General features: G+C 71.6%; 22 protein-coding genes. 19 read left to right on the forward strand and 3 right to left on the reverse strand.

Features of this window, described 5'->3' with window-relative positions; genetic code table 11:
• Nucleotides 1-26 precede the first annotated feature (26 nt).
• From WCE39_RS00900 to WCE39_RS00980, 17 genes are all read left to right on the forward strand, one after another.
• Nucleotides 27-1,538 (forward strand): hypothetical protein, encoded by a 1,512-nt coding sequence (locus WCE39_RS00900; RefSeq protein WP_343274819.1) that lies wholly within the window; start codon nucleotides 27-29, stop codon nucleotides 1,536-1,538.
• 89 nt (nucleotides 1,539-1,627) lie between these two features.
• Complete coding sequence (locus WCE39_RS00905; RefSeq protein WP_343274820.1) at nucleotides 1,628-4,360, forward strand: TonB-dependent receptor domain-containing protein; 2,733 nt, start codon at nucleotides 1,628-1,630, stop codon at nucleotides 4,358-4,360.
• Nucleotides 4,361-4,521: 161 nt separating this feature from the next.
• On the forward strand, nucleotides 4,522-5,367 hold the full coding sequence (locus tag WCE39_RS00910; RefSeq protein WP_343274821.1) for a type II secretion system protein N: 846 nt from the start codon (nucleotides 4,522-4,524) through the stop codon (nucleotides 5,365-5,367).
• Nucleotides 5,364-7,505 (forward strand): type II secretion system secretin GspD, encoded by a 2,142-nt coding sequence (gspD, locus tag WCE39_RS00915; protein ID WP_343274822.1) that lies wholly within the window; start codon nucleotides 5,364-5,366, stop codon nucleotides 7,503-7,505. Before WCE39_RS00910 ends, gspD begins: the two co-directional genes overlap by 4 nt.
• A complete protein-coding gene (gspE, locus tag WCE39_RS00920; protein WP_343274823.1) occupies nucleotides 7,502-8,986 on the forward strand; it encodes a type II secretion system ATPase GspE in 1,485 nt (494 codons plus the stop codon). The genes gspD and gspE overlap by 4 nt, the downstream gene beginning before the upstream one ends.
• Entirely contained in the window at nucleotides 8,973-10,178 is a 1,206-nt protein-coding gene (gspF, locus tag WCE39_RS00925) for a type II secretion system inner membrane protein GspF (protein ID WP_343274824.1), read from the forward strand. The genes gspE and gspF overlap by 14 nt, the downstream gene beginning before the upstream one ends.
• 11 nt (nucleotides 10,179-10,189) lie before the next feature.
• Nucleotides 10,190-10,639: a type II secretion system major pseudopilin GspG gene (gene gspG / locus WCE39_RS00930; RefSeq protein ID WP_343274825.1), complete on the forward strand. Its 450-nt coding sequence runs from the start codon at nucleotides 10,190-10,192 to the stop codon at nucleotides 10,637-10,639.
• A gap of 9 nt (nucleotides 10,640-10,648) precedes the next feature.
• Nucleotides 10,649-11,101 (forward strand): GspH/FimT family pseudopilin, encoded by a 453-nt coding sequence (locus tag WCE39_RS00935; protein ID WP_343274826.1) that lies wholly within the window; start codon nucleotides 10,649-10,651, stop codon nucleotides 11,099-11,101.
• Nucleotides 11,085-11,480 (forward strand): type II secretion system minor pseudopilin GspI, encoded by a 396-nt coding sequence (gene gspI, locus WCE39_RS00940; protein ID WP_343274827.1) that lies wholly within the window; start codon nucleotides 11,085-11,087, stop codon nucleotides 11,478-11,480. Before WCE39_RS00935 ends, gspI begins: the two co-directional genes overlap by 17 nt.
• A gap of 5 nt (nucleotides 11,481-11,485) precedes the next feature.
• Nucleotides 11,486-12,088, forward strand: coding sequence for a type II secretion system minor pseudopilin GspJ (gspJ, locus tag WCE39_RS00945; protein ID WP_343274867.1), 603 nt, complete (start codon nucleotides 11,486-11,488; stop codon nucleotides 12,086-12,088).
• Nucleotides 12,088-13,122, forward strand: a complete 1,035-nt coding sequence (gene gspK / locus WCE39_RS00950) for a type II secretion system minor pseudopilin GspK (protein WP_449283957.1) — start codon at nucleotides 12,088-12,090, stop codon at nucleotides 13,120-13,122. Before gspJ ends, gspK begins: the two co-directional genes overlap by 1 nt.
• Nucleotides 13,119-14,225, forward strand: coding sequence for a type II secretion system protein GspL (gene gspL / locus WCE39_RS00955; protein ID WP_343274829.1), 1,107 nt, complete (start codon nucleotides 13,119-13,121; stop codon nucleotides 14,223-14,225). Before gspK ends, gspL begins: the two co-directional genes overlap by 4 nt.
• Nucleotides 14,222-14,710, forward strand: a complete 489-nt coding sequence (gene gspM / locus WCE39_RS00960; RefSeq protein ID WP_343274830.1) for a type II secretion system protein GspM — start codon at nucleotides 14,222-14,224, stop codon at nucleotides 14,708-14,710. Before gspL ends, gspM begins: the two co-directional genes overlap by 4 nt.
• A complete protein-coding gene (gspN, locus tag WCE39_RS00965; protein ID WP_343274831.1) occupies nucleotides 14,707-15,405 on the forward strand; it encodes a type II secretion system protein N in 699 nt (232 codons plus the stop codon). Before gspM ends, gspN begins: the two co-directional genes overlap by 4 nt.
• Nucleotides 15,406-15,548: 143 nt before the next feature.
• Nucleotides 15,549-16,691 (forward strand): OprO/OprP family phosphate-selective porin, encoded by a 1,143-nt coding sequence (locus tag WCE39_RS00970; protein WP_343274832.1) that lies wholly within the window; start codon nucleotides 15,549-15,551, stop codon nucleotides 16,689-16,691.
• An 88-nt stretch (nucleotides 16,692-16,779) separates the two neighbouring features.
• Nucleotides 16,780-17,931 carry a glycosyltransferase family 4 protein gene (locus WCE39_RS00975; RefSeq protein ID WP_343274833.1) on the forward strand — a complete coding sequence of 384 codons (1,152 nt, stop codon included), beginning with the start codon at nucleotides 16,780-16,782 and terminating at the stop codon, nucleotides 17,929-17,931.
• A complete protein-coding gene (locus WCE39_RS00980) occupies nucleotides 17,909-18,460 on the forward strand; it encodes a phosphatase PAP2 family protein (protein ID WP_343274834.1) in 552 nt (183 codons plus the stop codon). Before WCE39_RS00975 ends, WCE39_RS00980 begins: the two co-directional genes overlap by 23 nt.
• A gap of 12 nt (nucleotides 18,461-18,472) precedes the next feature.
• Here the strand turns inward: WCE39_RS00980 and creD are convergent, their stop codons facing one another.
• The 3 genes from creD to creB form a co-directional block, all read right to left on the reverse strand.
• Nucleotides 18,473-19,816, reverse strand: coding sequence for a cell envelope integrity protein CreD (gene creD / locus WCE39_RS00985; RefSeq protein WP_343274835.1), 1,344 nt, complete (start codon nucleotides 19,814-19,816; stop codon nucleotides 18,473-18,475).
• A gap of 152 nt (nucleotides 19,817-19,968) precedes the next feature.
• Nucleotides 19,969-21,396, reverse strand: a complete 1,428-nt coding sequence (gene creC, locus WCE39_RS00990) for a two-component system sensor histidine kinase CreC (protein WP_343274836.1) — start codon at nucleotides 21,394-21,396, stop codon at nucleotides 19,969-19,971.
• A gap of 4 nt (nucleotides 21,397-21,400) precedes the next feature.
• Nucleotides 21,401-22,150, reverse strand: coding sequence for a two-component system response regulator CreB (creB, locus tag WCE39_RS00995; protein WP_343274837.1), 750 nt, complete (start codon nucleotides 22,148-22,150; stop codon nucleotides 21,401-21,403).
• 41 nt (nucleotides 22,151-22,191) lie between these two features.
• Here creB and WCE39_RS01000 point away from each other — a divergent pair, with 41 nt between their 5' ends.
• Nucleotides 22,192-23,049 carry a 23S rRNA (adenine(2030)-N(6))-methyltransferase RlmJ gene (locus WCE39_RS01000; protein ID WP_343274838.1) on the forward strand — a complete coding sequence of 286 codons (858 nt, stop codon included), beginning with the start codon at nucleotides 22,192-22,194 and terminating at the stop codon, nucleotides 23,047-23,049.
• Between the two features lie 92 nt (nucleotides 23,050-23,141).
• On the forward strand, nucleotides 23,142-23,717 hold the full coding sequence (locus tag WCE39_RS01005) for a GNAT family N-acetyltransferase (RefSeq protein WP_343274839.1): 576 nt from the start codon (nucleotides 23,142-23,144) through the stop codon (nucleotides 23,715-23,717).
• Nucleotides 23,718-23,774: the final 57 nt, after the last annotated feature.

The raw sequence follows: 23,774 nt of genomic DNA on the forward strand, positions 1-23,774 counted from the left end.
AGTCCATTCCTCCCGGAGACCAACCGATGTCCATGCGCCACAGTTCCAAGGCCCTCCTCATGACCTTTGGCGCGGTGCTCGCGCTCAGTGCCTGCGGTGGTGGAGCCGACCGCGTCGCTTCGCCCGGCGAAGGCGCATTCCCGCCGCCGCCGACCACCCCGCCGCCCCCGCCGACCACCCCGCCGCCGCCTCCGCCGCCGCCGCCGACCAGTGGCCCGGCCGAGAACTGCCCGGAAGGCTTCAGGAACATCGGCACCATCGCCGACTTCCGCGCCTGCGAGCTGCCGGAGCGCATCATCGGCGAGCTCACCCTGCCGAAACGCGACGGCACCGTCTACGCCATCAATGGCGCAGTCCACGTCGGCGAAGACATGGGTGGCGACCCGGCCGCTCCCAGGGCGGGTGCGCGCGAAGGCATCCTCAACATCGAGCCGGGCGTGACCGTGTACGCCTCCGCCGGCCCCGACGCCCTGGTCGTCAACCGCGGCTCGAAGATCTATGCGCTCGGCACCGCCGAGGAGCCGATCATCCTGACCGCGAAGATCGACGTCGAAGGCAATGCCGACGCCGAAACCGACGGTCGCTGGGGCGGCCTGGTGCTCGCCGGCCGTTCGCCGGTCAACACCTGCATCGGCGACTTCGAACCGGGCAGCGCAGCCTGCGAGACCAGGATCGAGGGCGGTGACCTCGGCATGTACGGCGGCAATTCGACCACCGACAACTCCGGCACCGTGCAGTACATGCAGATCAAGTACTCCGGCTTCGCCTTCTCCGGCGGCAACGAACTCCAGGGCCTGACCATGGGCGGCGTCGGCAGCGGCACCACCATCGAGTACGTCCAGGTCCACAACAGCTCCGACGACGGCATCGAGATCTTCGGCGGCTCGGTCAACGCCCGGCGCATCGTGATCACCGGCGCCAGCGATGACAGCCTCGATATCGACTCCGGCTGGAACGGCGGCGTGCAGTTCGGTGTCGTGGTCCAGCGCGACAGCACCGGCGACAACATGAACGAGTGGTCCGGCACCAACAGCAGCAACCCCATCCCGCTCACGCCCGGGCAGTACTCGAACCCGCAGGTCGCGAACTTCACCTACGTCGGCCGTGCCGGCGGCAGCAGCGGCAACGGCTCCGGCTTCACGGTCAACCTCGGCAGCCGCGCGGAGATCTACAACACCGTGGTCACCCGCAAGGCTGGCGGCACGGGCAAGGGCCTGACCTGCCTGAGCATCGAGCACGTGCCGGAGCGCGGCAGCACCGCCGTCCTCGAGTCGGTCTTCTTCGCCTGCCCGAACAACTTCAACAACGCAGACGCGGAAGCCGCCTTCACTGCCGGCACCAATACCGTGGCGGGCAATTCGACCCTGACCGGCGTGTTCGTCAACGGCGCCAACGAAAGCGCCGTCCCGGCGGTCGCGAACCTGGCGGGCAAGCACAGCTTCTTCGAGCAGGTCGACTACATCGGCGGCGTCAAGGACTCGAGCGACACCTGGTGGCAGGGCTGGACCTGCGGCCTGACGGCCGACGCGTCCTGCTGATCGGGCCCGTCGCTGCAACAAGGGGCGGCCTGCACGGGCCGCCCCTCCCCATGCCCGGCCCCGTAAACCGCACAGCCCAAGGTCCCTTTATGAAGCGCATTCCGTCACGCAGCGGCCTCTTCGTCGCGATCACCACTCTCATCGCATGCCAGGGCGCGTGGGCCCAGCAGCCTGAAGCGCCCGGCGGCCAGGCCGTGGTGCCGTCCCAGGCCACGATCGTGCAGGCCACGATCGCCCAGTCGGCTGCCACGGCCGCCCAGCCGACGCCGGAACAGCCGGTCCAGCTCGACGCTGTCGAAGTGCGTGGCGAATACATTCCCGAGCCGATGCTGCAGACCGCCGAGGTCGCATCGTTCATCCAGCGCGAGGACTTCGAACGCACCGGCGACGCCGACGCGGCCGCCGCCCTGCAGCGCGTGTCCGGCGTGAGCATCGTCGGCGACAAGTTCGTCTACGTCCGCGGCCTTGGCGAGCGCTACTCCTCGGCGCTGTTCAACGGTTCCCCGCTGCCCAGCCCCGAACCCATGCAGCGCGTGGTGCCCCTGGACCTGTTCCCGGCCGAAGTGCTGCAGGGCATGACCGTGCAGAAGACCTATTCGGTCCGCTATCCCGGCGAGTTCGGCGGCGGCGTGATCGACCTGCAGTCGCTCAACATACCCGACGAACCCTTCTTCAAGCTCAGCGTGGGCGGCGGCTTCAACGACAACACCACCATGGAGAAGGGCCTGACCTATTACGGCGGTGGCGACGACGACTTCTGGGGCTACGACGACGGCACCCGCAAGATCCCGCGCGCGCTCCAGGACGCCATCGGAACCGGCAAGCGGGTCGACCGCAACAACTTCAGCAACGAGGAACTGGCGACGATCGGCCGCAGCCTCGAGAACGCCAGCGTCAACGTGCTGCAGGAAAACGACAGCATCGACCCGGACGTCGACTTCGGCTTCAGCGCCGGCTATTCGGCCGACATGGGCGACGACGCCCGTATCGGCTTCGTCGCCGTGGCCGGGTTCGAGAACGAGTGGCGCACCATCTTCGGCGACCAGGAGCAGGGCGTATTCCTCGGCCCTGACCTGGAAACGCTCGCCTACGGCAACGACTACGAGTTCCTTTCCACCCGCAACAACGCCCGCGTCAACGCGCTGCTCGGCGCCGGCTACGAGTGGGGGAACAACAGGATCAACCTCACCACCCTGTACGTGCACGACACGCTCAAGGAAGCCCGCAGCCGCGCCGGCATGGACTACATCAGCAACTACGGCTACCGCAGGGACGACACCCGCTGGTTCGAGCGCGAGATGATCAACAACCAGCTCAGCGGCTCGCACGAATTCGGCGAGTACGGCGACCTCAAGGTCGAATGGCGGGCCGCCTGGGCCCAGGCGACCCGTGACGTCCCCTACGAGAAGATGATCGGCTTCCGCGACGAAGGCGACGGCTACTGGGCCTACTCGGTTGGCAACCAGGAGAACTACACCCGCTTCAGCCAGGTCGAGGACGAGGTCGCCAGCGGCGGCGTCGACGTCACCTGGCGCCTGCCGATCGAGCGCGACGTGACGCTGAGCGGCGGTGCTTCGTACATGGACAACGACCGCAACGCCTGGTCGCGGGAGTTCAGGTACTTCGCCGGTGACGGCCCCGGCAACGGCGCCACCCTGCCCCACTACTTCCCGTACCAGCGCCCCGACTACCTGTTCTCCGACTACAACCTGAGCCAGGGCTGGCTGCGGCTGGAGGAGACCACCGGCCTCGCCGGCCAGGCCGCCTACGACGCCACGCTCAAGGTGCTCGGCACCTACCTGCAGGTCGACGGCGAAATCACCTCCAGGCTGCGCGGCACCCTCGGCGTCCGCTACGAGAACGCGACACAGGCGGTGCACCCGTACGACATCTATACCGGTGCCCGCTCCGGTGCCGTCGCGCCGCTGGAGAACGACTATTTCCTGCCCGCGCTCACCCTGACCTGGAACGTCGCTGAGAACCGGCAGGTCCGCTTCGGTGCCTCGCAGACCATCGCCAGGCCGCAGTTCCGCGAGCTGTCGCCGCAGCTGTACACCGAGCCAGAGAAGGATCGCCAGCTCTACGGCAACCCCTGGCTGGTCGACAGCGAACTGACCAACTTCGACGCCCGCTACGAGTGGTTCTTCGGCTCGGGCGAATACTTCACGGCCGGCCTGTTCCACAAGCAGATCGACAAGCCGATCGAATCGATCATGTTCACCGGCGGTGGCGACGAGCTCTGGCAGACCTTCGTCAACGCGCCCGAGGCCACCGTGTACGGCGCAGAGCTGGAGCTCAAGAAGTACTTCGACCCCGGCATCGCCGCGGACTGGTGGGATGGCAATCGCCTGTACCTGGCCACCAACTACACCTGGACGGACTCCGAGGTGACCGCAGGCGCGAACGACACGGTCGCCCTGGACGGCGGCAGCGGAACCACGCAGCCCGCACGCAGCCTGATCCTTGACGGCAGCCGGATGCAGGGCCAGTCGGAGCACATCGCCAACCTGCAGTTCGGTATCGAGAACACCGCGAAGGACCTGCAGGCAACGCTGATCGCCAACTACGTCAGCGAGCGCATCTCGGCGCGCGGCAACAACCTGCGCCAGGACGTCATGGAAGATCCGGGCCTGACGCTGGACCTCGTCCTGCGCAAGACCATGCGCTTCGGCGAAACGCCGGTGACCCTGGGCTTCGCGGCGCGCAACATCCTCGACACCGAGTACGACGAGTACATCGAGGGCGGCGGCGGCCAGAAAATCCACGTCCTGCGCTACGACCCGGGCGTGTCCTGGTCGTTCAGCGTCTCGACCGGGTTCTGACGGGGGAAGAGGCCCGAGGGGCAGATGGGGGCAACGGGCGGGTATCCCGTCAAAGCGCGCCCCGCAAAACGACACCAATATGTCAGCTGCAACAAGCCTGTCACGAAAGCTTCGCATGCTGTCGCGAGGGCGCAGCATCCTGCGCCACGACGCCCTTGCCCGTGCCCGCATTCCATTCCCTTCCCGATTTTCGCACCGCCCTTGACCGCTTCCGCAGGCCCGATGGCCTGCGGCGGGCCGTCGAAGTCGCCATCGTCGTGCTGCTCGCCCTCCAGGCAGCGCGCCTGGCCTGGCTGCTGCTGCCGCCCGCCCCGCTGGGCGCGCCCGTGATTGACGCTGCGACGGTCATCCGGGAACAGCCCGGGCGCTTGGCCATCGACGCCTTCTACCCCGGCCACGGCGCGGCCATCGCCGCCAGCGCCGACGCCTCCGGCCTGCGCCTGTTCGCGGTCCGCCCCGCTCCGGCGGGTGGCAGCGCCATCATCGCCATGCGCGAAGGCCCGCAGCGCTCCTACGCCACCGGTGAAGCCGTGGCACCTGGCGTGACCTTGGCCGAGGTGCAAGCCGACCACGTGGTCCTCGACAGCGGCGGGCGCCGCAGCGAACTCCGCTTCACCCGGCCCGACGCACGCCCCGCGCCAACCCGCCCGACAGCGGCGCAGGCACCCCCGGCACCCGCGCGTACAGCGCCCACATCCGCGCCAGCCGCGGACGCGCCCGACGAAGCGATCGACCCGGCGCAGCTGCTCGCCCAGATGGGCCTTCGCCCCGACGAAACCGATGGCCGGATCAGCGGCTACACCGTGATCCCGCGCGGCGATGGCGCCGTGCTGCGCCAGGCGGGACTGCAGGCAGGCGACGTGCTGCTGTCGGTGAACAACGAGGCACTGGACGCCGAACGCTACGCCGAGCTCGCCAACAGCCTCTCCGGCGCGTCCTCGATCTCCCTCACCTACCGGCGCGACGGCCAGATCCGCAGCGCGACCCTGCAGGCCAAGACACCGTGAAACAGCGACTCCTCGCCGCCGCACTTGCCGTTGCGCTGCTCGCGCACCCGGCTCCCTTCGCCTTCGCCCAGGCCACCGCCGGCGTGAGCGCGCAGGACGCCGACATCCGCGCCTTCATCCAGGACGTCGCGCGCGCCACCGGCACCACCTTCATCATCGATCCCGCGGTGCAGGGCAGCGTCAGCATCACCCGTCACGTGGCCATGGACGAGGCCGAGCTGCTGGGCGTGCTGCTGGCGGTGCTGCGCGCCAACGGCCTGGTGGCGGTGAGCGCGGGGCCGGGCGCCTACCGCGTGGTGCCCGACGCCGCCGCGGCGCAGCTGCCCGGTGGCGGCAGCGGCGGCTCGGCGTTCACCACCCAGGTGCTGCCGCTTTCAACCGTGGACGCGCGCATCGCCGCGGAAACGCTGAAGCCGCTGGTCGGCCGCGGCGGCGTGGTGGTGCCGACGCCGCAGGGCAATGCGCTGCTGATCGCCGACTACGCCGACAACATCCGCCGCATCCGCGGCCTGGTGGCGCAGATCGACAGCGACACCGCAGGCATCGACACGGTCACCCTGCGCAACAGCTCGGCGCGCGAAGTGGCGGCCACGGTCAACCAGCTGTTCGGCGGCGGCGAAGGCCGCGGCGGCCAGCTCTCGATCCAGCCGGTGGAAGGCAGCAACTCGATCGTGGTCCGCGGCGCGCCGACCGCAGTGCAGCGCGTGGTGCAGACCATCCTCGAACTCGACCGCCGCGCCGAGCGCACCGGCGGCGTGCGCGTGGTGCGCCTGCAGCACGCCAGCGCCGAGCAGCTGCTGCCGGTGCTGCAGCAGCTGGTCGGGCAGTCGCCCGACGGCGAGGCGTCCACCACCGGCAGCGCGGCCGGCGCCGCGGGCGCCGCCACCGATGCCAATGCCGCACAGTTGATCACCGCCGTGCCCGGCAAACGCCCGACCATCGTCCGCTACCCCGGCTCCAACTCGCTGATCATCAACGCCGATCCGGAGACCCAGCGCCTGCTGGTCGACGTGATCACCCAGCTCGACACCCGCCGGGAGCAGGTGCTGGTGGAGGCGATCGTGGTCGAGATCTCCAACAACGCCGCAAAGCGCCTCGGCGCGCAGCTGCTGATCGCCGGCAAGGAAGGCAGCAACATCCCCTTCCTCGCCACCCAGCACCCCGGCGCCAATCCCGGGATCATGCCGCTGGCCGCGGGCTACGCCGCCGAACGCGCACGCGGCGACCACGATGACGACGACAACGGCGTGCTCGACCTCGCCCGCCAGGCCGCGGTGCAGTCGCTGCTGGGCATCAACGGCGCGCTCGGCGGCATCGCCGGCAGCAACGACAACGCCACCTTCGGCCTGATCATCGACGCGGTGAACAGCGACACCGCGTCGAACCTGCTGTCGACGCCGTCGATCCTGACGCTCGACAACGAGGAGGCGCGGATCCTGGTCGGCCAGGAAGTGCCGACCACCAGCGGCGAGGTGCTGGGCGACAACAACAGCAATCCCTTCCGCACCATCGAGCGCCAGGACGTGGGCATCCAGCTCGAGGTCACGCCGCAGATCAACGCCGGCGGCGGCATCACGCTCACCCTGCGCCAGGAGGTGTCCTCGATCGCCGGGCCGGTGAGCGACGACTTCGCCGAGCTGGTGCTCAACAAGCGCGAGGTCGAGACTCGGGTGCTGGTGGACGACGGCGAGATCGTCGCGCTTGGCGGCCTGCTCGACCAGAGCGACCGCAACACCGTGTCCAAGGTGCCGCTGCTGGGCGACATCCCGATCGTCGGCCATCTGTTCCGGCACCGGTCGCGCTCGCACGACAAGACCAACCTGATGGTGTTCATCCGCCCCACCATCGTGCGCAGCACCGCGGACGCGCAGGCGATGAGCGCCGGACGCTGGGACTACATGCGCAGCCAGCTGCCGGTGAAGGGCGAGCGGGAGAACGCGCTGGACGAGCTGGTGCGGGAGTACCTGCGCGCTGCGCCGCCGGCGATGCCAGCGCCCGGCGCGACGTCCGGCGCGACAGCGACGCCCCTGCCGGCACCGGCGCCTGCCGAAGCGCAGGCCCTGGCGCCCTCGCCGGGACCCGCGGCCTCCCGGACGACATCCGATGAAGACCACGCCACCGGCGACCACGCGCGATGAGCGAAGCCCTGCCCGCCCTCGCTTACACATTCGCCAAACACCAGGGCGTGGTGCTGCTGGCAATGGGCGAGCGCGCGCGCGTCGGCCTGCGCGAGGATGCCGACCCCGCAGCGCTGCTGGAAGCGCGGCGGAGCCTGGGCGTCGAGCTTGAGGTCGAAGTCCTGCCGCGCAGCACCTTCGACCGCCGGCTGTCGGAGCTGTACGCCGACGCCGCGCTGGCCGGCGGCGGCGAGTTCGAGCTTCCCGGCGACCTCGACGCCCTGGCCGGCGACATCCCCGCCACCGCCGACCTGCTCGACGCGCAGGACGACGCGCCGGTGATCCGCCTGATCAACGGCCTGATCGCCGAGGCCGCGCGCATCGGCGCCTCCGACGTCCACATCGAATCCTTCGAATCCGCACTGGTGGTGCGCATGCGCGTGGACGGCGTGATGCGTGAGGCGCTGCGCCTGCCCGGGCGCATCGCGCCGCTGCTGGTGTCACGCGTCAAGGTCATGGCGCGCCTGGACATCGCCGAAAAGCGCATGCCGCAGGACGGCCGCATCGGCCTGACCATGGGCAGCAAGGCGCTGGACGTGCGCGTGTCGACGCTTCCCGCGCGCGGCGGCGAGCGCGTGGTGATGCGCATCCTCGACAAGGACCAGGGCACCCTCACGCTCGACAGCCTGGGCCTGGAGCCGCCGGTGCGCGCGGCGCTGGAGCGCGCGCTGCGCGTGCCCAACGGCATCATCCTGGTCACCGGCCCCACCGGCGCCGGCAAGACCACCACCCTGTACGCGGCGCTGGCCGCGCTCAACGACGGCCGTCGCAACATCCTTACCGTAGAGGACCCGGTGGAATACGCCATCGACGGCGTCGGCCAGACCCAGGTCAACGCGCGCGTGGGCATGACGTTTGCCGCCGGCCTGCGCGCGATCCTGCGCCAGGATCCGGACGTGGTGATGGTCGGCGAAGTGCGCGACCCGGAGACCGCACAGATCGCGGTGCAGGCCAGCCTGACCGGGCACCTGGTGCTGTCGACGGTGCACACCAACGACGCGCCCGGCGCGGTCACGCGCCTGCGCGACATGGGCATCGAGTCCTTCCTGCTGGCATCGAGCCTGCGCCTGGTGCTGGCGCAGCGCCTGCTGCGGCGGCTGTGCACAGCGTGCCGTCAGCCGATGGTCGATGACCCGGCCGCGATCCGCCTGCTTGGCCCGGCGGCGGCCGGCGCCACCCTATACCGCGCCGCCGGCTGCGCGCAGTGCAGTCACACCGGCTACGCCGGGCGCCTGGGCATCCACGAAGCGCTCGAGATCGATGAACCCATGCGCCAGCTGATCGGTGCCGGCGCCGACGAGGACGCGCTGGCGGCACATGCCTTCGCCACCGCCGGCCGCCTTGGCGACGCCGCGCGCAGCGCGGTGCTGCGCGGCGACACCACGCTCGAGGAAGCCATGCGCGTCACCCGCCAGGAGCTGCACGACCATGGCGGCGTTTGAGTACTCCGCGCTCGACGTCCAGGGCCGCAGCCGCGAGGGCGTGCTGGATGCCGGCAACGCGGCCGAGGCACGACGCCTGCTCGAGGGCCGGAAGCTGCTGCCGGTGCGCGTTGAGCCGGCCACGGTCCGCGCCGAACAACCATCGCGCGCCCGTGGCCGCTTCAGCGCCAAGGACCTGACCCTCCTCACCCGCCAGCTCGCCACCCTGGTGGCGGTGGCGCCGCTGGAAGAAGCCCTGCGCACCATCGGCAGCCAGTCCGAACGCGCGCCGGTGCGGCGCGTGGTCATGGCCACCCACGCGCGCGTGGTCGAAGGCTTCCGCCTGTCCGATGCGATGGCGCGCGAAGGCCGCGCCTTCCCGCCGCTGTATCGCGCCATGGTCGCCGCCGGCGAAGGCACCGGCGCCCTGCCCGCCATCCTCGAACGCCTCGCCGACCTGCACGAACGCGACCAGCAGGTGCGCAGCAAGCTGGTCTCGGCGCTGGTCTATCCGGCGGCGCTGGCGGTGACCGCGGTGCTGGTGGTGATCGCCTTGATGGTGTTCGTGGTGCCAAAGGTGGTCGAGCAGTTCGAGTCGATGGGCCGCGAGCTGCCTCTGCTCACGCGCATCGTGATCGGCATCTCCGACCTGCTTTCGACGTGGTGGCTGCCGATGCTGGTGCTGCTGGCGGCCACAGGGTTCGCCGCGGTACGGCTGCTGCGCGGGCCCGTTGTCCGCCGCCGCTTCGACGCCGCCCTGCTGCGCCTGCCCCTGCTCGGCGGCATCCTGCGCGACGTCCACGCCGCGCGCATGGCGCGGACGCTGGCCACCATGTCCGAAAGCGGCCTGCCGCTGATCGAAGGCCTGGCGATCACCGCGCGCACCGTCGGCAACACCGTGCTGCGCGAAGCCACGGAGTCGATGGTCGAAGTCATCCGCGAAGGCGGCAGCCTGTCGCACGCGATGAAGCGCGCCGCGGTGTTTCCGCCGACCCTGCTGTACATGGCCACCAGCGGCGAGGACAGCGGGCGGCTCGCACCGATGCTCGACCGCGCCGCCGACTACCTGGAACGCGAGTTCAACACCTTCACCACGGCGGCGATGAGCCTGCTCGAACCCCTGATCATCATCGTGCTCGGCGCGGCGGTGGCAGTGATCGTGCTCGCCATCCTGCTGCCCATCCTGCAATTCAACGCCCTCGTGGCGGGCTGACCGGAGGCCCCATGCACAGCCGCAACATCCCCACCCGTTCTTTCCGCCGCAGCGCCGGCTTCACCCTGGTCGAACTGATGGTCGCGATCGTCATCATCGGCCTGCTGTCGACGGTGGTGATGATCAACGTCATGCCCAGCCAGGATCGCGCCATGGAGGAGAAGGCGCGCGCCGACGTTTCGGTGCTGGAGCAGGCGCTGGAGACCTATCGCCTGGACAACATGACCTACCCGACCACGGCACAGGGCCTGGACGCGCTGCTCGATCCGCCGTCGGGCCTGGCGCGCCCCGAGCGCTACCGCAAGGGCGGCTATATCCGCCGCCTGCCCGAGGATCCCTGGGGCCAGGCCTACCAGTACCGCCAGCCGGGCCGCAGCGGCGGCTTCGACGTGTTCTCCTTCGGCGCCGACGGTGCCGAGGGCGGCGAAGGCGACAACGCCGATATCGGCAACTGGCGCTGAGCCCCGGCGATGCGGCGCGCGCGCGGATTCACCCTGGTCGAGCTGATGATGGCGCTGCTCGTCATCGCCCTGGCGGGTGCCGCCGTGGCGCTGACCCTGCCGTCCACGGACGACGCGCTGGCGAAGGAGGCGGACACCTTTGCCGCGCGCCTGGCGCACGCGCGCGACGAGGCCATCCTCGGCATGCGCACGGTGGAGGTCGGGGTGACCGCGCGCGGCTACGGCTTCTCGCGCCGCCGCTTTGACGGCTGGCAGCCGCTGGAAGGCCGCGCCTTCGCCGACGTCGACTGGGAGCCGGGCACCCGGCCGCAGCTGCCGCGGCGCGAGGCCCGGCTGGCGTTCCGCTTCGACCCCACGGGCGCGTCCGAGCCTGGCGACCTGGTGCTGCTGCGCGAAGGGCGCCGCGCGCGCGTGTCGGTCGACGGCGGCGGCGCGGTGACGATCGATGGCACGGCGCGCTGAGGGCGTCGCCGCGGGCCGCGCCGTCTCCGGCTTCTCGCTGATCGAGATGCTGGTGGCGCTGGCGGTGTTCGCGCTCGCCGTGCTTGGCCTGCTCAACCTTGCCGGCGAAAGTACCCGCACCGCGGTGGCGATCGAGGAGCGCGTGCTGGCCGCCGTGGTCGCCGACAACGTCGCGGTCGAGGCCGCCGCGCTGGACGTGCGCGCCCTGGCAGACGAAGCCAGGGGCAGCGAAGAGGCCGGCGGCCGCGACTGGCGCTGGACGCGCAGCACCGGGCCGACCGCAGATCCCTCGCTGCTGCGCGTGGACATCCGCGTGTCGCCACCGGGCGAGTCCCGCGTGGCGGCGGAAATTTCGCTGTTCCGGAGCCTGCCGCGATGACCCCGATGCGGCCCCGCGATGCGGCCCGCGGCTTCACGCTGCTGGAGGTCATGGTTTCGCTGGCGCTGTTCGGCCTCATCGCCGCGGCGGGCGTCGCCGTGATGGCCTACACCGCCGACAGCCAGGGCATCCTGCGCGCGCGCATGGACCGCCTGGGCGAGTTCCAGCGCGCCCGCGCCCTGCTGCGCGCCGACCTGTCGCAGGCCGCGGTGCGCCTGGTGCGGCGCGCCGACGGCAGCAGCGCCCGCGATGCCTTCGTCGGTGGCCGTCCCGGCGAGGGCGGGCCGCTGTTCGCCTTCGTCCGTCGTGGCCACGAAAACCACGAAGCCGCAGCGCGCGCCTCGCTGGAGTACGTCGAATACCGGATCGTCGACGGCCGCCTGGAACGCAGTGCGCGCACGGCCGTGGACGGCGCGACGCCGCCACCGGCGCGGGTGCTGCTCGAGGGCATCACCGGCGCGCGCGTGGCCTACCTCACCGGTGACGTCTGGAACGACGGCTGGCACGGCGGCGCGACATCGCTGCCGGGCGCGATCGAACTGGAGCTGGAGCTCGATGCCATCGGCCACGTGCGCCAGCGCTTCCTGCTGCCGGGCATCGCGCCGTGATCAGCGCACGGCCCGGGTATGCGCATGCAGGCGCGTCGCCCGGCGCCGGCGCCGGGCCGGCGTCTTCGAAGCAGGCCGGCGCCGCCCTGCTCACAGTCCTCCTGCTGGTCGCGGTGATGACAGTGCTGCTGGTCGCGGTGATGGACGACATCCGCTTCGGACTGCGCCGCACCGGCAATGCCCAGGCGCTGGCGCAGGCGCAGTGGTACGCGCTGGGCAGCGAGGAGCTGGCGCGCGCGCGCATCCACCAGCTCGACCGCGGCGACGGTCGCACCACGCTCGAGGGCGGCTGGAACGGCCGGCCCTTCGTGTTCCCCATCGACGGCGGCACCATGCGTGTGCGCGTGGACGACGCCACCGCGTGCTTCAACCTCAACAGCGTGGTCGAAGGCGCCGTGCGCCAGTGGTCGCGGCGCGAGGCCGGCGTACGCCAGTACCTGGCCCTGCTGCAGGCGCTCGAGTTCACGCCGGCGCAGGCGAACGCGATGGCCGACGCGCTGGTCGACTGGATCGACCGCGACCAGCTGCCGGGCGCCGCCGGCGCCGAGGACGCGGCCTATGCCGCGCGCGGCCCCGGTTACCGCACCTCCGGCGCGCTGCTGGCGGAGGCGAGCGAGCTGCGCGCCATCGCCGGGCATGACGCAACCGCCTACGCGCGCCTGCGCCCCTGGGTCTGCGCCCAGCCGGACAGCGCGCTGTCACCGGTCAACGTCAACACGCTGGAGGAGGGCGACGCGCTGCTGCTCTCCGTGCTCAGCGACAACACCCTGGACATCGCCGCCGCGCGCCGCGTGATCGCCTCGCGACCCGCGGGTGGCTGGCGCGACGTGCCCGAATTCTCCAGGCAGGACGCGATCGCCGCGGCCTTCCTGCCCGACCACGTGCTGCAGCAGCTGCGCGTGCACACCCGCTACTTCGCCCTGCGCACGGAAGTGGAGTACGACGGCGCCGAAGTCGTGCTGAGCGCGCTGCTGGACAGCGACTCCCACGGCCCGGTGCACCTGGTGGCACGGCGATGGACACACGACGAATGAGCAAGCGCATCCTTTTCCTGCCCGCCGATCCCGCGGGCGCCGCCACGCTGCTGGACATGGACGGCGACGGCCGCGTGCTGGCACGCACCACGCTGCGGCCCGGAGCGACCGCGGCCCAGGCGCCGGGCATGACGCACACCGTGCTGGTGGTACCGGGCCAGGCCGTACGCATCGACCGCTTGGACCTGGTGGCGCACAGCGCGGCCCAGGCGCAGGCCGCGGCACGGGCCCTGCTGTCCACTCGTCTGGCCCGCCCCGACGCGCTGCACGTGGCGCTCGACGGCGGCGCGTCCACAACGCAGCGCACGGTAGCCGCGGTGGAACCCGGGCTGCTGCGCGACTGGCTCGCCCGCGCCGCGGCCTTTGGGCTGGTGGCCGACGCCGCGGTGCCCGAGCAACTGCTGCTGCCGGTGCCGGTGCCGGATGACGACGCCACGGTGCGCGTGCTTGATGCCGGCGACCGATGGCTGGTGCGCGGCCACGGCCTCGCCTACGTCGCCGCGCCGTCGCTGGCGGCGCAGGTGCTGGGCGAGCGCCCGCGGATCCCTGTCGAAGGCGGCCTGGAAGGCCTCGCCGCGCGCGCACTGCAGCCCGAGGTCGACCTGCTCCAGGGCGACTTCGCCCCGGCCTCCACGCGCGCCCGACCAGCCAACCGCCGCCGCCTGGCCTGGCTCGCGGCGGCGCTGCTGGCGTCGCCGCTGCTGCTGGTCGCGGCGCAGGCGCTGCGCATGGAACTGGCCGCGCGCGCGCTGGAATCCCGCGCCACGGCCACCGCCCGGGAGGCACTGCCCGCAGCCGCCGGAGCCGACGCCGGTGCCGACTCCCTCGCCCCGCGGCTGCAGGCCGCAAGGGAACCGCGCGCCTTCGCCGCCGCCAGCGGCGCCCTGTTCGCCGCCGTCTCCGCGCGCCCCGGCACGCACCTGCTTGAACTCGAATACCAGCGCGGCGATCGCCTGCGCGCGCTCGTCTTCCACGTCAGCGCCAAAGACATCGAAGCCCTCCGTAGCACGCTCGCCGCCGACGGCTGGCGGATGGTGGAGGGCACCAGCAGCGAAACCCCCGGCGGCCTGCGCACCGGACTGGTCCTGGAGCCCGAAGCATGAGCCCGATCCCACGATTCCAGGCCTGGTGGCGCGGCCGCGAGCAACGCGAACGCGTGATGCTGGCGATAATGGCGGCCCTGCTTGCGGCCTTCGCCTGGTGGTACGGCCTGCTGTGGCCACTGCAGGCGCTGCGCGACGGCGCCGAGGCCCGCCACGATCGCGCTGCCGCAGGATTGCAGCAGGTTCAAGCCGAGGTTGCGGCGCTGACCCGCTCCGGCGCGGCATCGACGCCCCCGACCGGCGGCGAAGCCCTGCAGCGGCTGATCCTCGACAGCGTGCGCGAGGCCGGCCTCGCCCCGAGCCGCCAGCGCAGCGCGGCCGACGGCGCCTTCGTGATCGAGTTCGAGCGCGTGGCCTCGCCGGCGCTGTTTGGATGGCTGGGCCAACTGGCCGGACGCGACAGCCTCGCGCCGGCCTCGCTGCGCGTCGAGCGCGCCGACGGGCAGCTGCGCGCTGAAGTCGGCTTTGGTGGAGCAGCACCATGAGCGGCCGTGGCCTGGCCTGGTGGTTCGCTGGCAGCTTCGCGCTCGCCCTGCTGCTGTCCGTGCCGCTGCAGGTGGTGCTTCCGCGGCTGGCGTTGCCTCCGGGCCTGTCGGCGTTGGACGCCAGCGGCAGCCTCTGGCGCGGCGAACTGCGCCAGCTGCACTGGCGCGGCGCGGCCTTCGGCGACGTCCGCACGGGACTCTCGCCGCTGCCGCTGCTGACCGGCCACCAGCGGCTGTGGCTGCGCACCCCGCAGGCGCAACTGGCAATCGCCGGCGGGCGCCTGCACGGCATCGACGGCGGCAACGGCGTTTTGCCGCTGCCGTCGCTGTCGGGCCTGGACCTGCGCGCATCGCTCGAGGACGTGCGGCTGCTGTTCGACGATACGACTTGCCGCCAGGCCGGGGGTCGCGTGCGGATCGAAGCCGCGCTGCCCCAGGGCGCGCTGCCTCCACTGCTGCTCACCGGCAGCCCCGCCTGTGCGGGACGCACGGGAATCCTCTCCCTGGTGCCCGAGAACGCCGACGGCCCCCTGCATCTGGAAGCAAGCCTCACCATCGAGGCCGACGGCCGCTACGCCCTGCAAACCCTGGCCCGGAGCGACGACCCCGCGGTTCGCATGGCGCTGCTCGCCGCTGGCTTCCAAGAGGCTCCGGGCGGGCTCAGTCGCGTGGACAGTGGCCGACTGGACGGCTGAGCCGACGGCCGTGGGCGGTGGCGGTGGGCGGATGGCCGACCAGGCCGCGCACGCCGCGCAGGCGCCACAGTGCGTTCCAAGGCCGCTCACGACGCGCGCGTTACACTCCGGCGCCCCCTTGATGACCGGATCGTGACATTCCGATGAAACTCCTGTTGCTGCCGATCGCGTTGACCGCCGCCGTCTGCCTCCCCGCCCACGCCGAGATCCCGCTGGGCACGGTCGCAGGCTCCGACATCGCCTTCGAGGGCATGTTCCAGGTCGACGGCTACTGGTTCGACAACGACCTGATGGACCTCGACGGCCGCGCCGACGGCCGCGACCGCGCCACCGGCGTTCGCCGCTTCGAGCTGGCGCTCAAGGGCAGCGGTCCCGGCAACCTGTCGTGGGCGCTGGGCTACGACGTCGAAGGCGAGAACTACCTCGACAACAACCTGTCCTGGCGCTTCGGCGGCGACGACGGCCCGAGCCACACCCTGCTGCTTGGCCAGTCGAAACAGCCCAACGGCCTGGAAGAGCTGTCGTCGTCCAGGAACAACGACTTCATCGCCAAGGCCACCGCCACAGGCGCGTTCGCCACCGGCCGCCGCCTGGGTGCGTCCTGGAACTACGACGCGGGCGGCCACGGCGCCACGGTCGGCTGGTTCGGACGCAACCTCGACCACGACACCCACGGCGCGGGCTACGGCCTGCGCACCTGGTGGGCACCCGTGCGCGACGACGACCAGATCCTGCATTTCGGCCTGAGCCACGTCGATCGCGATACCGACCGTGACCAGCTGCGCCTGCGCGCGCGCCCGAACGCCGACTTCGCCGAGCGCCTGATCGACAGCGGCCCGATGGCCGACGTCGACCGTCTGGCCACCACCGGACTCGAGGCGCTGTGGATCCGCGGCCCGCTGAAGCTGCAGGGCGAGTACTTCCTCGCCCGCGGCGATCGCATCGATGCCTCCGGCTACGACACCACCGGCGGCTACGCCAGCGCGGTCTGGACGCCGGGCGGCACCACATGGGGCTACCGCGGTGGTCTGCCGCGCACGCAACTGGGTGACAGCGGGCTCTGGCAGTTCGCACTTCGCTACGACCAGCTGGACCTCGACGACGGCAGCGTACGCGGCGGCCACATGGAGGCCTGGACCGTGGGCGTGAACTGGTACTGGCGCAACAACGCCAAGCTGATGCTGAACTACGTCGACGTCGCCAGCCGCCGCGTCGACGCCGCCAGCGGCGCCGTGGTCAGCGACGACCCGTCGATTGTCGAAGCGCGGGTGCAGCTGCACTGGTAGGACCTGGAGCCAGGTCACACGGCGGTCATATTCCTGCAACAGGCGCGACACCGCCAGGCGCCAGGCTTCGGTCAAACCGGAGCCCCGCATGCACTACACCATCGTCACCGAGACATATCCGCTGGAAGTCAACGGCGTAGCGCTCACAGTGCAGGAGTTGGAGCGCGGACTCCGCGCCCGGGGCCACAAAGTCGAGGTGGTGCGCCCGCGGCAACATCGAGCTGAAACCGGGCCGGGCGGCCACGTGCTGACCCGCGGCCTCCAGGTGCCGTTCTACGCCGGACTGCGCCTCGGCTTGCCGTCGGTTGCGAAGCTCCGCCGCCGCTGGCGCCGGCAGCGGCCCGATGCGGTGTACATCGCAACCGAAGGCCCGCTGGGCTGGTCGGCGATGCGCGCGGCCAAGGCGCTCGGTATTCCGGTGGCCACGGGCTTCCACACCCGCTTCGACCACTACATGCGCGACTACGGCGCGGCGTTCATGCAGCCGGTCGCACTGGCGTGGATGCGTCGCTTCCACAACGGCTCCGCCGCCACTCTGGTGCCGACCAGGGAACTGTGCGCCGAACTCGCGCGCCTGGACTTCGAGCACGTGCTGCACCTGCCGCGCGCGGTCGATACCCGCCGCTTCGACCCCACGCGGCGCGATGAGTCGCTGCGCGCCCGCTGGGGCCTGGGGCCCGGCGACCTTGCCGTGGCCTACGTCGGCCGCGTGGCCGCGGAAAAAAACCTCGATCTTGCGATCCGTGCCTTCCGCGCGCTGCAGGAGCTGCGGCCCGACGCGCGCTTCGTCTGGGTGGGCGAAGGCCCTGAGCTCGCCGGCATCCGCGAGGCCAATCCGGACTTCATCTACTGCGGCCTGCAGCGCGGCGAAGAGCTTGCCCGCCACTTCGCCAGCGCCGACCTGTTCCTGTTCCCGAGCCTCTCCGAGACCTTCGGCAACGTCACCATCGAGGCCATGGCCAGCGGCGTGGCGACCGTCGCCTACCGCTACGGCGCCGCCGCCGAACACCTGCGCCACGGCCTCCACGGCGCAGCGATCGAGCCGCATGACGAAGCCGCGTTCATCGATGCCGCCTGCCGCCTCTCACTGGAAGACGGCTCGCGCCGCGACATGGGCCACGGCGCGCGCCTGGCGGTGCAGCCGCTGCGGCCGGCGCAGGTCGCCGCCGATTTCGACGCCATCCTGCAGGGCATCGCCCGCCACCGGAGCCACGCCGATGTCCACGCTGCCCTCGCCTGACCGCCGGCTTACGCCCGACAGCCTGCTCTGTCTGCGCACCAACGGCTGGTGCGCGCGCGGCGGAGTGCTGCGCGCCTTCGCCGCGGTCAGCCGCGCCGGCGATGGCGTCGCCTGGTACCTGCTGATGGCGGCCATGGTTCTGGTGGACGGCTTCGACGGCCTGCGCGCCTCGGCGCACATGGCCGCCACCGGCGCCATCGCGCTGCTGCTGTACAAGGCGCTCAAGCGCTGGACGCGGCGCCCGCGGCCCTATGCCGCAGACGTCCGCATCCGTGCCTGGATCGCGCCGCTGGACGAGTTCAGCTTCCCGTCCGGCCACACCCTGCACGCGGTCTCGTTCACCATCGTCGCCCTGGCTTATTACCCGCAGCTGGCCTGGCTGCTGCTGCCCTTCACCGCGATGATCGCCCTGTCGCGCGTGGTGCTGGGCCTGCACTGGCCCAGCGACGTGCTCGCGGCCACGGTAATCGGCTCGCTGCTCGGCGGCGGCGCGCTGTGGCTGGGCTCGTACGTGCCGGGCCTGTCCTGAGGGTCCAGTCGCTCAGCGACCCGCCGGGGGCAGCGCCGCGCCCACGCGGTACCAGTCGATCCGTCGGGTCAGGACCATGATCGCCGCCAACACCACGAACAGCAGGCCGGCACCCAGCACCAGCGCGTTGTCCTCGGAGACCAGCAGACCGTAGAGGGCCGCGTAGAGCGTTGCCAGCATCGCCGCGAAGCCCGCGCCGCGCAGCGCACCACCAAGCACCGCCGCGAGGTAGAAGCCGATCAATCCGATGCACGCCGTTGCCGCAGAGAGGTAGGCGAGCCCGAACGGGATGTGTTCACCCAGGCTGACCAGGAGCAGGAAGAAGATCGCGATCGCCAGGCCCACCAGTCCGTACTGGATCGGGTGAATCGGCTGCTGGCGGATCAGCTCGAACATGAAGAAGGCAACGAAGGTCAGCAACACGAACAGTACGCCGTACTTGGTCGCCCGCTCGGCCTGCAGGTAAGCGTTCACCGGGTCGACCAGGGTGATGCCGGCGGCGTCGGGATCCGGGCTCCAGTGCAGCGACGGACCGGGGTCGCCCAAGGACGCGTGCCGGCGGTAGCGGCGCTGGGCGTCGGTGGCGAGCGATGCGACCTTCCACTGCGCGCTGAAGCCGGCGCCGTCGCGGTCGTGCACCGGCGACAGGCCTTCGAAGCGCGGATGCGGCCAGCTCGAACGCAGGCGCAGGTCGTTGTCCCGCGCCAACGGCATCATCGCGAACGACTCGGTGCCACGCAGCTCGATGTCAAGCCGGGTGTCGAAGGCGAGTCGTGCGCCGGCCGCCGGCGCCGGCAGGAGCGCATGCACGCCGGGGCCGTCCTTGTGGCCGATGCCCTGCGCCAGCGGCAGCGCACGACCACCGACCTGCATCCGCGGCAGTTCGCGCAGGCCGCGCACGTCCGCGATGCCGAAGGCGAGCCAGGGTTCGCCGATGCGCCGGTCCGCGCCTTCGGGGCCGTCACCGGGAATGCGCGCGTCGAAGCGCGCCTCCACCGCGCCCTGCCACTGGTACACGCGGACCTCGTGCAGCCCGCGCCTGCGGGTCTCGGGCACCAGCTCGCCGTCCACCACCAGGGTCTCGGGGAAAAAGGTCCAGTGCCGCGTGCGCCGCCGCAGCGTGGTGCGCATGACGCCGGCGGCGTCCGCCACCTGCTCGCGCACGTTCTCGGTATAGGGCACCACCAGCACCGGGCCCGACACCACCTGGCGGCCGCCGAAACTGGCCGCGATGCTCGCCACCGCTTCGGCGCGCCGCGACTGGCGCTCCTCGACCACGCCGCCAATCATCGCCAGCGGCACCAGGATCGCGAGCGTCATCGCCGCCACCATCAGGATCTTCAACCACAGTCTCATGTCCAGTCCTCCCGGGAAGTGCGGGCAGCCTGGCGGTGGCGCGTGTCCGGAGCGCGGCGTGACGGTGAGGCGGGTGTGAAGCGGCAGGAGCCGCAGCCTGGCCACGGGCGAAGCGCGGTGATACCCGGCGGGGCGACGCAAAGAAGCGGTGATCAGCCAGCCGGCAGTTCGATGCCGGCAAGCGCACCGCCAGCATCGCGATTTCGCAGCCACGCGCGGCCCCCATGCAGCTTGGCGACTTCGGCAACGAAGGTGAGGCCGATGCCGCTGCTGCGGCCGGCACCGCCGGGGCGCGACAGCGAGTAGAAGCGCTCGAACACCTGGTCGAGTGCGTAGTCCGGCACGCCCGGACCGTCGTCGGAAACTTCCAGCGCCAGGCCGCCATCGCGCACGCGCAGCGCCAGCAGGATCCTGCCGTCCCGTGGCGAGAACGCGATCGCGTTGTCGACCAGGTTCTCCAGCGCCTGGCGCAGCAGGAACGCATCACCGACCGGCGACGGCAGCGGTTCGTCGGCCTCGAGTTCGAGCACGACGCCATCGGCACGCAGCCGGGCCGCGACTGCTTCAGCGACATCGCGCGCGATCGACGCCAGGTCCACTGGCGCCGGATCCTCGATGTGCTGGCGGTGCTCCACCGCGGCCAGCACCAGCAGCTTGTCGATCATCGCGGCCATGCGCTCGCTCTGGGCGCCGATGTTGGCGGCGAAGCGCCGGCGGTCGGCTTCGGGCAGCGGTGATTCAAGCAGCTCGGCCGAGCCGCGGATCGCCGCCAGCGGTGACTTCAGTTCGTGGGTGAGCGTGTGCACGTAGCGCTCCACGTAGCGTCGGTCTTCCAGGCGCTCGCGCATGGTCTGCAGCGCGCGCCCGAGGTCGGCGAACTCGCCCGCCGAGCGCGGCAGCACCGCGCGCCGGCCGGCGGTGACGGCGTCGGCATAGCCGCGCAGCCCGCCGAGCTGGCGCGAGAGCCACCAGGCCGCGGACAGGCCCACCAGCAGCGCGCTGCCCAGCAGCACCATGCCCCAGCGCAGGATCACCGCCTCGCTGCGCGCGATGAACGGCGCCATCGCCCGGTTGGGCTTGGACACGGTGAGCACGCCGGCGATGCGCGCGCCATCGCGGATCGGCGCGGCGACGTACATCACCGAACTGCTGTCGTCATCCGGGTCGCTGCGCGTGGAGCGCGCGCCGTAGCGGCCGCGCAGGGTCAGGAGGACGTCGTTCCACTGCGAATAGTCCGCGCCCAGGTCAAGGCCCGCGGAATCGAACACCACGATGCCACGGTCGTCGGTCACCGTGACCCGGTAGTTCACTTCGCGTTTCTCGAAGCCCCAGATGCCGGCGCCGATGTCGCGCCCGGCCAGTGCCCGGATGCGGGTCGCGAAGCGGCCGTCATCGATATGGCCGGACAGCAGGTCGTCGGTGGCGAGCTCGGCCAGCACGTTGGCGGTATCCACCAGCGTGTCCTCCATCGCCTGGCGCACGCCCGGCTTCACCTCGCGCAGGAACACCTGGCCCAGCAGCAGCGCCGCCAGCGCCACGATCAGGAAGTAGCCCAGCAGGATGCGCAGGCCGATGCGCACGGGCTCAGTCCACGTCCAGCGAATAGCCGATGCCGCGATGCGTGCGCACCGGGTCGGCGCTGGCGTCGACCGCCCGCAGCTTCCCGCGCAGCGTCTTGACGTGGGTATCGACCGTGCGTTCGCCGCTGTCGAGGGCATCGCCCCAGGCGCGGTCGAGCAGCTGCCCACGGCTGAGGATGGCGCCGGGGCGGCGCAGCAGCTCGGCAAGCAGGGCGTATTCGTAGCGGGTCAGGTCGAGCAGCACGCCACGGAAACGGACCCGGCGCGCGGCGGGGTCGTGTTCGAAGCGGCCCTGCCTGGTGGGAGCGCAGGCTTCGGCGGCGGGCCCCGCCTGCGCCCCGCGCTTGTCCGCGGCCGCGGGATGCCGGCGCAACCGCGCCCGCACGCGCGCCGCCAGCTCGCGCAGGGAGAACGGCTTGGCGATGTAGTCGTCCGCGCCCAGCTCCAGCCCCAGCACCCGGTCCACCTCGTCGCCGCGCGCGGTCAGGAACACCACCGGCAGTGCGCTGAAGGCACGCAGCTGCCGGCAGACCTCGAAGCCGCCGATGTCGGGCAGGCCCACGTCCAGCAGCACCAGGTCGATGCCACCGGCGCGCACCCGCGCGGCAACACCGCCGCCCAGCAGCAGGTGTTCGACCACGTGTCCCTCCGCGCGCAGGGCGTAGAGCACGGCCTCGGCGATCGCCGGGTCGTCCTCGACCAGCAGCAGGGTGGATGGGGGCGTCGGCGCGCGCGCAGGCATGGCGCGCAGCATACCGGGGCCGCGGGCCGGCGCAGGACCGGTATCCTTCGCCGATGAATTACCGCCACGCCTTCCACGCCGGCAACCACGCCGACGTCCTCAAGCACGTCGTCCTACTGGCCCTGTGCGATGCGCTGGTGGCCAAGCCGGCCCCCCTGTTCGCGCTCGACACCCACGCCGGCCGCGGCCTGTACCACCTGGCCGGCGCCAGCGCCAAGCGCACCGGCGAGGCCGACGACGGCATCGCCCGCCTGTTCGCCGAAATGCCGAAGGACCCGCTGCTGCGCCGCTACCTGGACGCCGTCCGTGCCTGCCGCCAGGAGCACGGCGCCGACGCCTACCCTGGCTCGCCCTGGCTGCTCGCGCACGCGCTGCGCCCCGACGACCGCATCGCCTGCTGCGAGCTGCAGCCGGAGGAGGCCAAGGTTCTCGGCGCGACCTTCGCCAGCGACCGACGCGTGCGCGTGCACGGCGGCGACGGCTATGCCGCGATGCGCGCCCTGCTGCCGCCGCGCGACGGCGAGACCCGCATCGGGCGCGGCCTGGTGCTGGTCGACCCGCCCTACGAGACCCAGCTGGCCGAGTTCGACGATTCGCTGGCGGCGATCCGCGAGGGCCTGCGGCGCTTTCCGCAGGGCGTGTTCGCGCTCTGGTACCCGATCAAGCTGCGGCGCACGCTCGGCCCCTTCCAGCGCCGCGCCGCCGACCTGCCGGCGAAGTCCGCGCTGCTGGCCGAATTGATGGTGCGCCCGGACGACTCGCCGCTGCGCATGAACGGCAGCGGCCTGCTGGTGGTCAACCCGCCGTGGCAGTTCGACGCCGTGCTGGAGCCGGCACTGGCGGCCCTGGCGCGTGCCCTGGGCGAACGCGGCGCCAGCGCGCGCCTGCACTGGCTGCGCAGTCCTCCCTGAGCCACCGCGGGCGCGCCACATGCACATCGGTCCCGGCAGCCAGGCGGTGATGTAGAGGCCGGCTTCACTTCGACCGTGACAGCATCCGCTCCATGGTCGCAAGAAACCGCCTTCCGCCGTGGCACGAGGAGATCCGCCTCGGCAACGGCCGTGACGTCCTGATCCGTCCCATCCGTGCCGAGGATGCCGCCGTGCTTCGCGCCGGCTTCGAGCTGATGGAGCCAGAAGAACTCGGCCGCCACCTGCTTGCCGGGGCGGACGCCATGGGCACGGACGAGGCCATCCGCCTCGCCCAGCCCGATGCGCGCAACGCCTTCACCCTGGTCGTGGCCGAGCCGCTGCCGCCGGGCGAGGCGATGCTCTCGGGCCTGGCCCACGCCGCCGTGGTCCCGGGCACGCGGGAGGCGCGGTTCGCGATCCTCGTCGGGCGCAACGTCGCCGGCATGGGGCTGGGCCGCCACCTGATGCGTCGCGTGGCGCGCTGGGCCCGCGGCAAGCGGCTGGAGGCCGTGCACGGCGACGTGCTCGAGGACAACGGACCGCTGCGCGACCTGGCGCGCTCGATGGGCTTCGAAGACGTCGACGGAGCCGACCCCGGCTTCGTGCGCGTCCGCCTGCCGCTGGCTGCGACCACGCCGGTCGCCGGCATCGACAGGGCCACGGGTTAAACTGCGCGCCCTCGCACCTGCGGCACCAGGCCGTCGGCGCTGCCGCCTTTCCGCGCG

This window comes from Luteimonas yanweni, from assembly GCF_039548475.1.
In the GTDB taxonomy this organism is placed as follows: Bacteria; Pseudomonadota; Gammaproteobacteria; order Xanthomonadales; family Xanthomonadaceae; genus Luteimonas.

Coding starts and splice junctions, on each gene's coding strand:
- WCE39_RS00900 (WP_343274819.1), top strand. CDS start 27: ATGTCCATGCGCCACAGTTCCAAGGCCCTCCTCATGACCTTTGGCGCG.
- WCE39_RS00905 (WP_343274820.1), top strand. CDS start 1,628: ATGAAGCGCATTCCGTCACGCAGCGGCCTCTTCGTCGCGATCACCACT.
- gspE (WP_343274823.1), top strand. CDS start 7,502: ATGAGCGAAGCCCTGCCCGCCCTCGCTTACACATTCGCCAAACACCAG.
- gspF (WP_343274824.1), top strand. CDS start 8,973: ATGGCGGCGTTTGAGTACTCCGCGCTCGACGTCCAGGGCCGCAGCCGC.
- gspG (WP_343274825.1), top strand. CDS start 10,190: ATGCACAGCCGCAACATCCCCACCCGTTCTTTCCGCCGCAGCGCCGGC.
- WCE39_RS00935 (WP_343274826.1), top strand. CDS start 10,649: ATGCGGCGCGCGCGCGGATTCACCCTGGTCGAGCTGATGATGGCGCTG.
- gspI (WP_343274827.1), top strand. CDS start 11,085: ATGGCACGGCGCGCTGAGGGCGTCGCCGCGGGCCGCGCCGTCTCCGGC.
- gspJ (WP_343274867.1), top strand. CDS start 11,486: ATGCGGCCCCGCGATGCGGCCCGCGGCTTCACGCTGCTGGAGGTCATG.
- gspL (WP_343274829.1), top strand. CDS start 13,119: ATGAGCAAGCGCATCCTTTTCCTGCCCGCCGATCCCGCGGGCGCCGCC.
- gspM (WP_343274830.1), top strand. CDS start 14,222: ATGAGCCCGATCCCACGATTCCAGGCCTGGTGGCGCGGCCGCGAGCAA.
- gspN (WP_343274831.1), top strand. CDS start 14,707: ATGAGCGGCCGTGGCCTGGCCTGGTGGTTCGCTGGCAGCTTCGCGCTC.
- WCE39_RS00970 (WP_343274832.1), top strand. CDS start 15,549: ATGAAACTCCTGTTGCTGCCGATCGCGTTGACCGCCGCCGTCTGCCTC.
- WCE39_RS00975 (WP_343274833.1), top strand. CDS start 16,780: ATGCACTACACCATCGTCACCGAGACATATCCGCTGGAAGTCAACGGC.
- WCE39_RS00980 (WP_343274834.1), top strand. CDS start 17,909: ATGTCCACGCTGCCCTCGCCTGACCGCCGGCTTACGCCCGACAGCCTG.
- creD (WP_343274835.1), bottom strand. CDS start 19,816: ATGAGACTGTGGTTGAAGATCCTGATGGTGGCGGCGATGACGCTCGCG.
- creB (WP_343274837.1), bottom strand. CDS start 22,150: ATGCTGCGCGCCATGCCTGCGCGCGCGCCGACGCCCCCATCCACCCTG.
- WCE39_RS01000 (WP_343274838.1), top strand. CDS start 22,192: ATGAATTACCGCCACGCCTTCCACGCCGGCAACCACGCCGACGTCCTC.
- WCE39_RS01005 (WP_343274839.1), top strand. CDS start 23,142: ATGGTCGCAAGAAACCGCCTTCCGCCGTGGCACGAGGAGATCCGCCTC.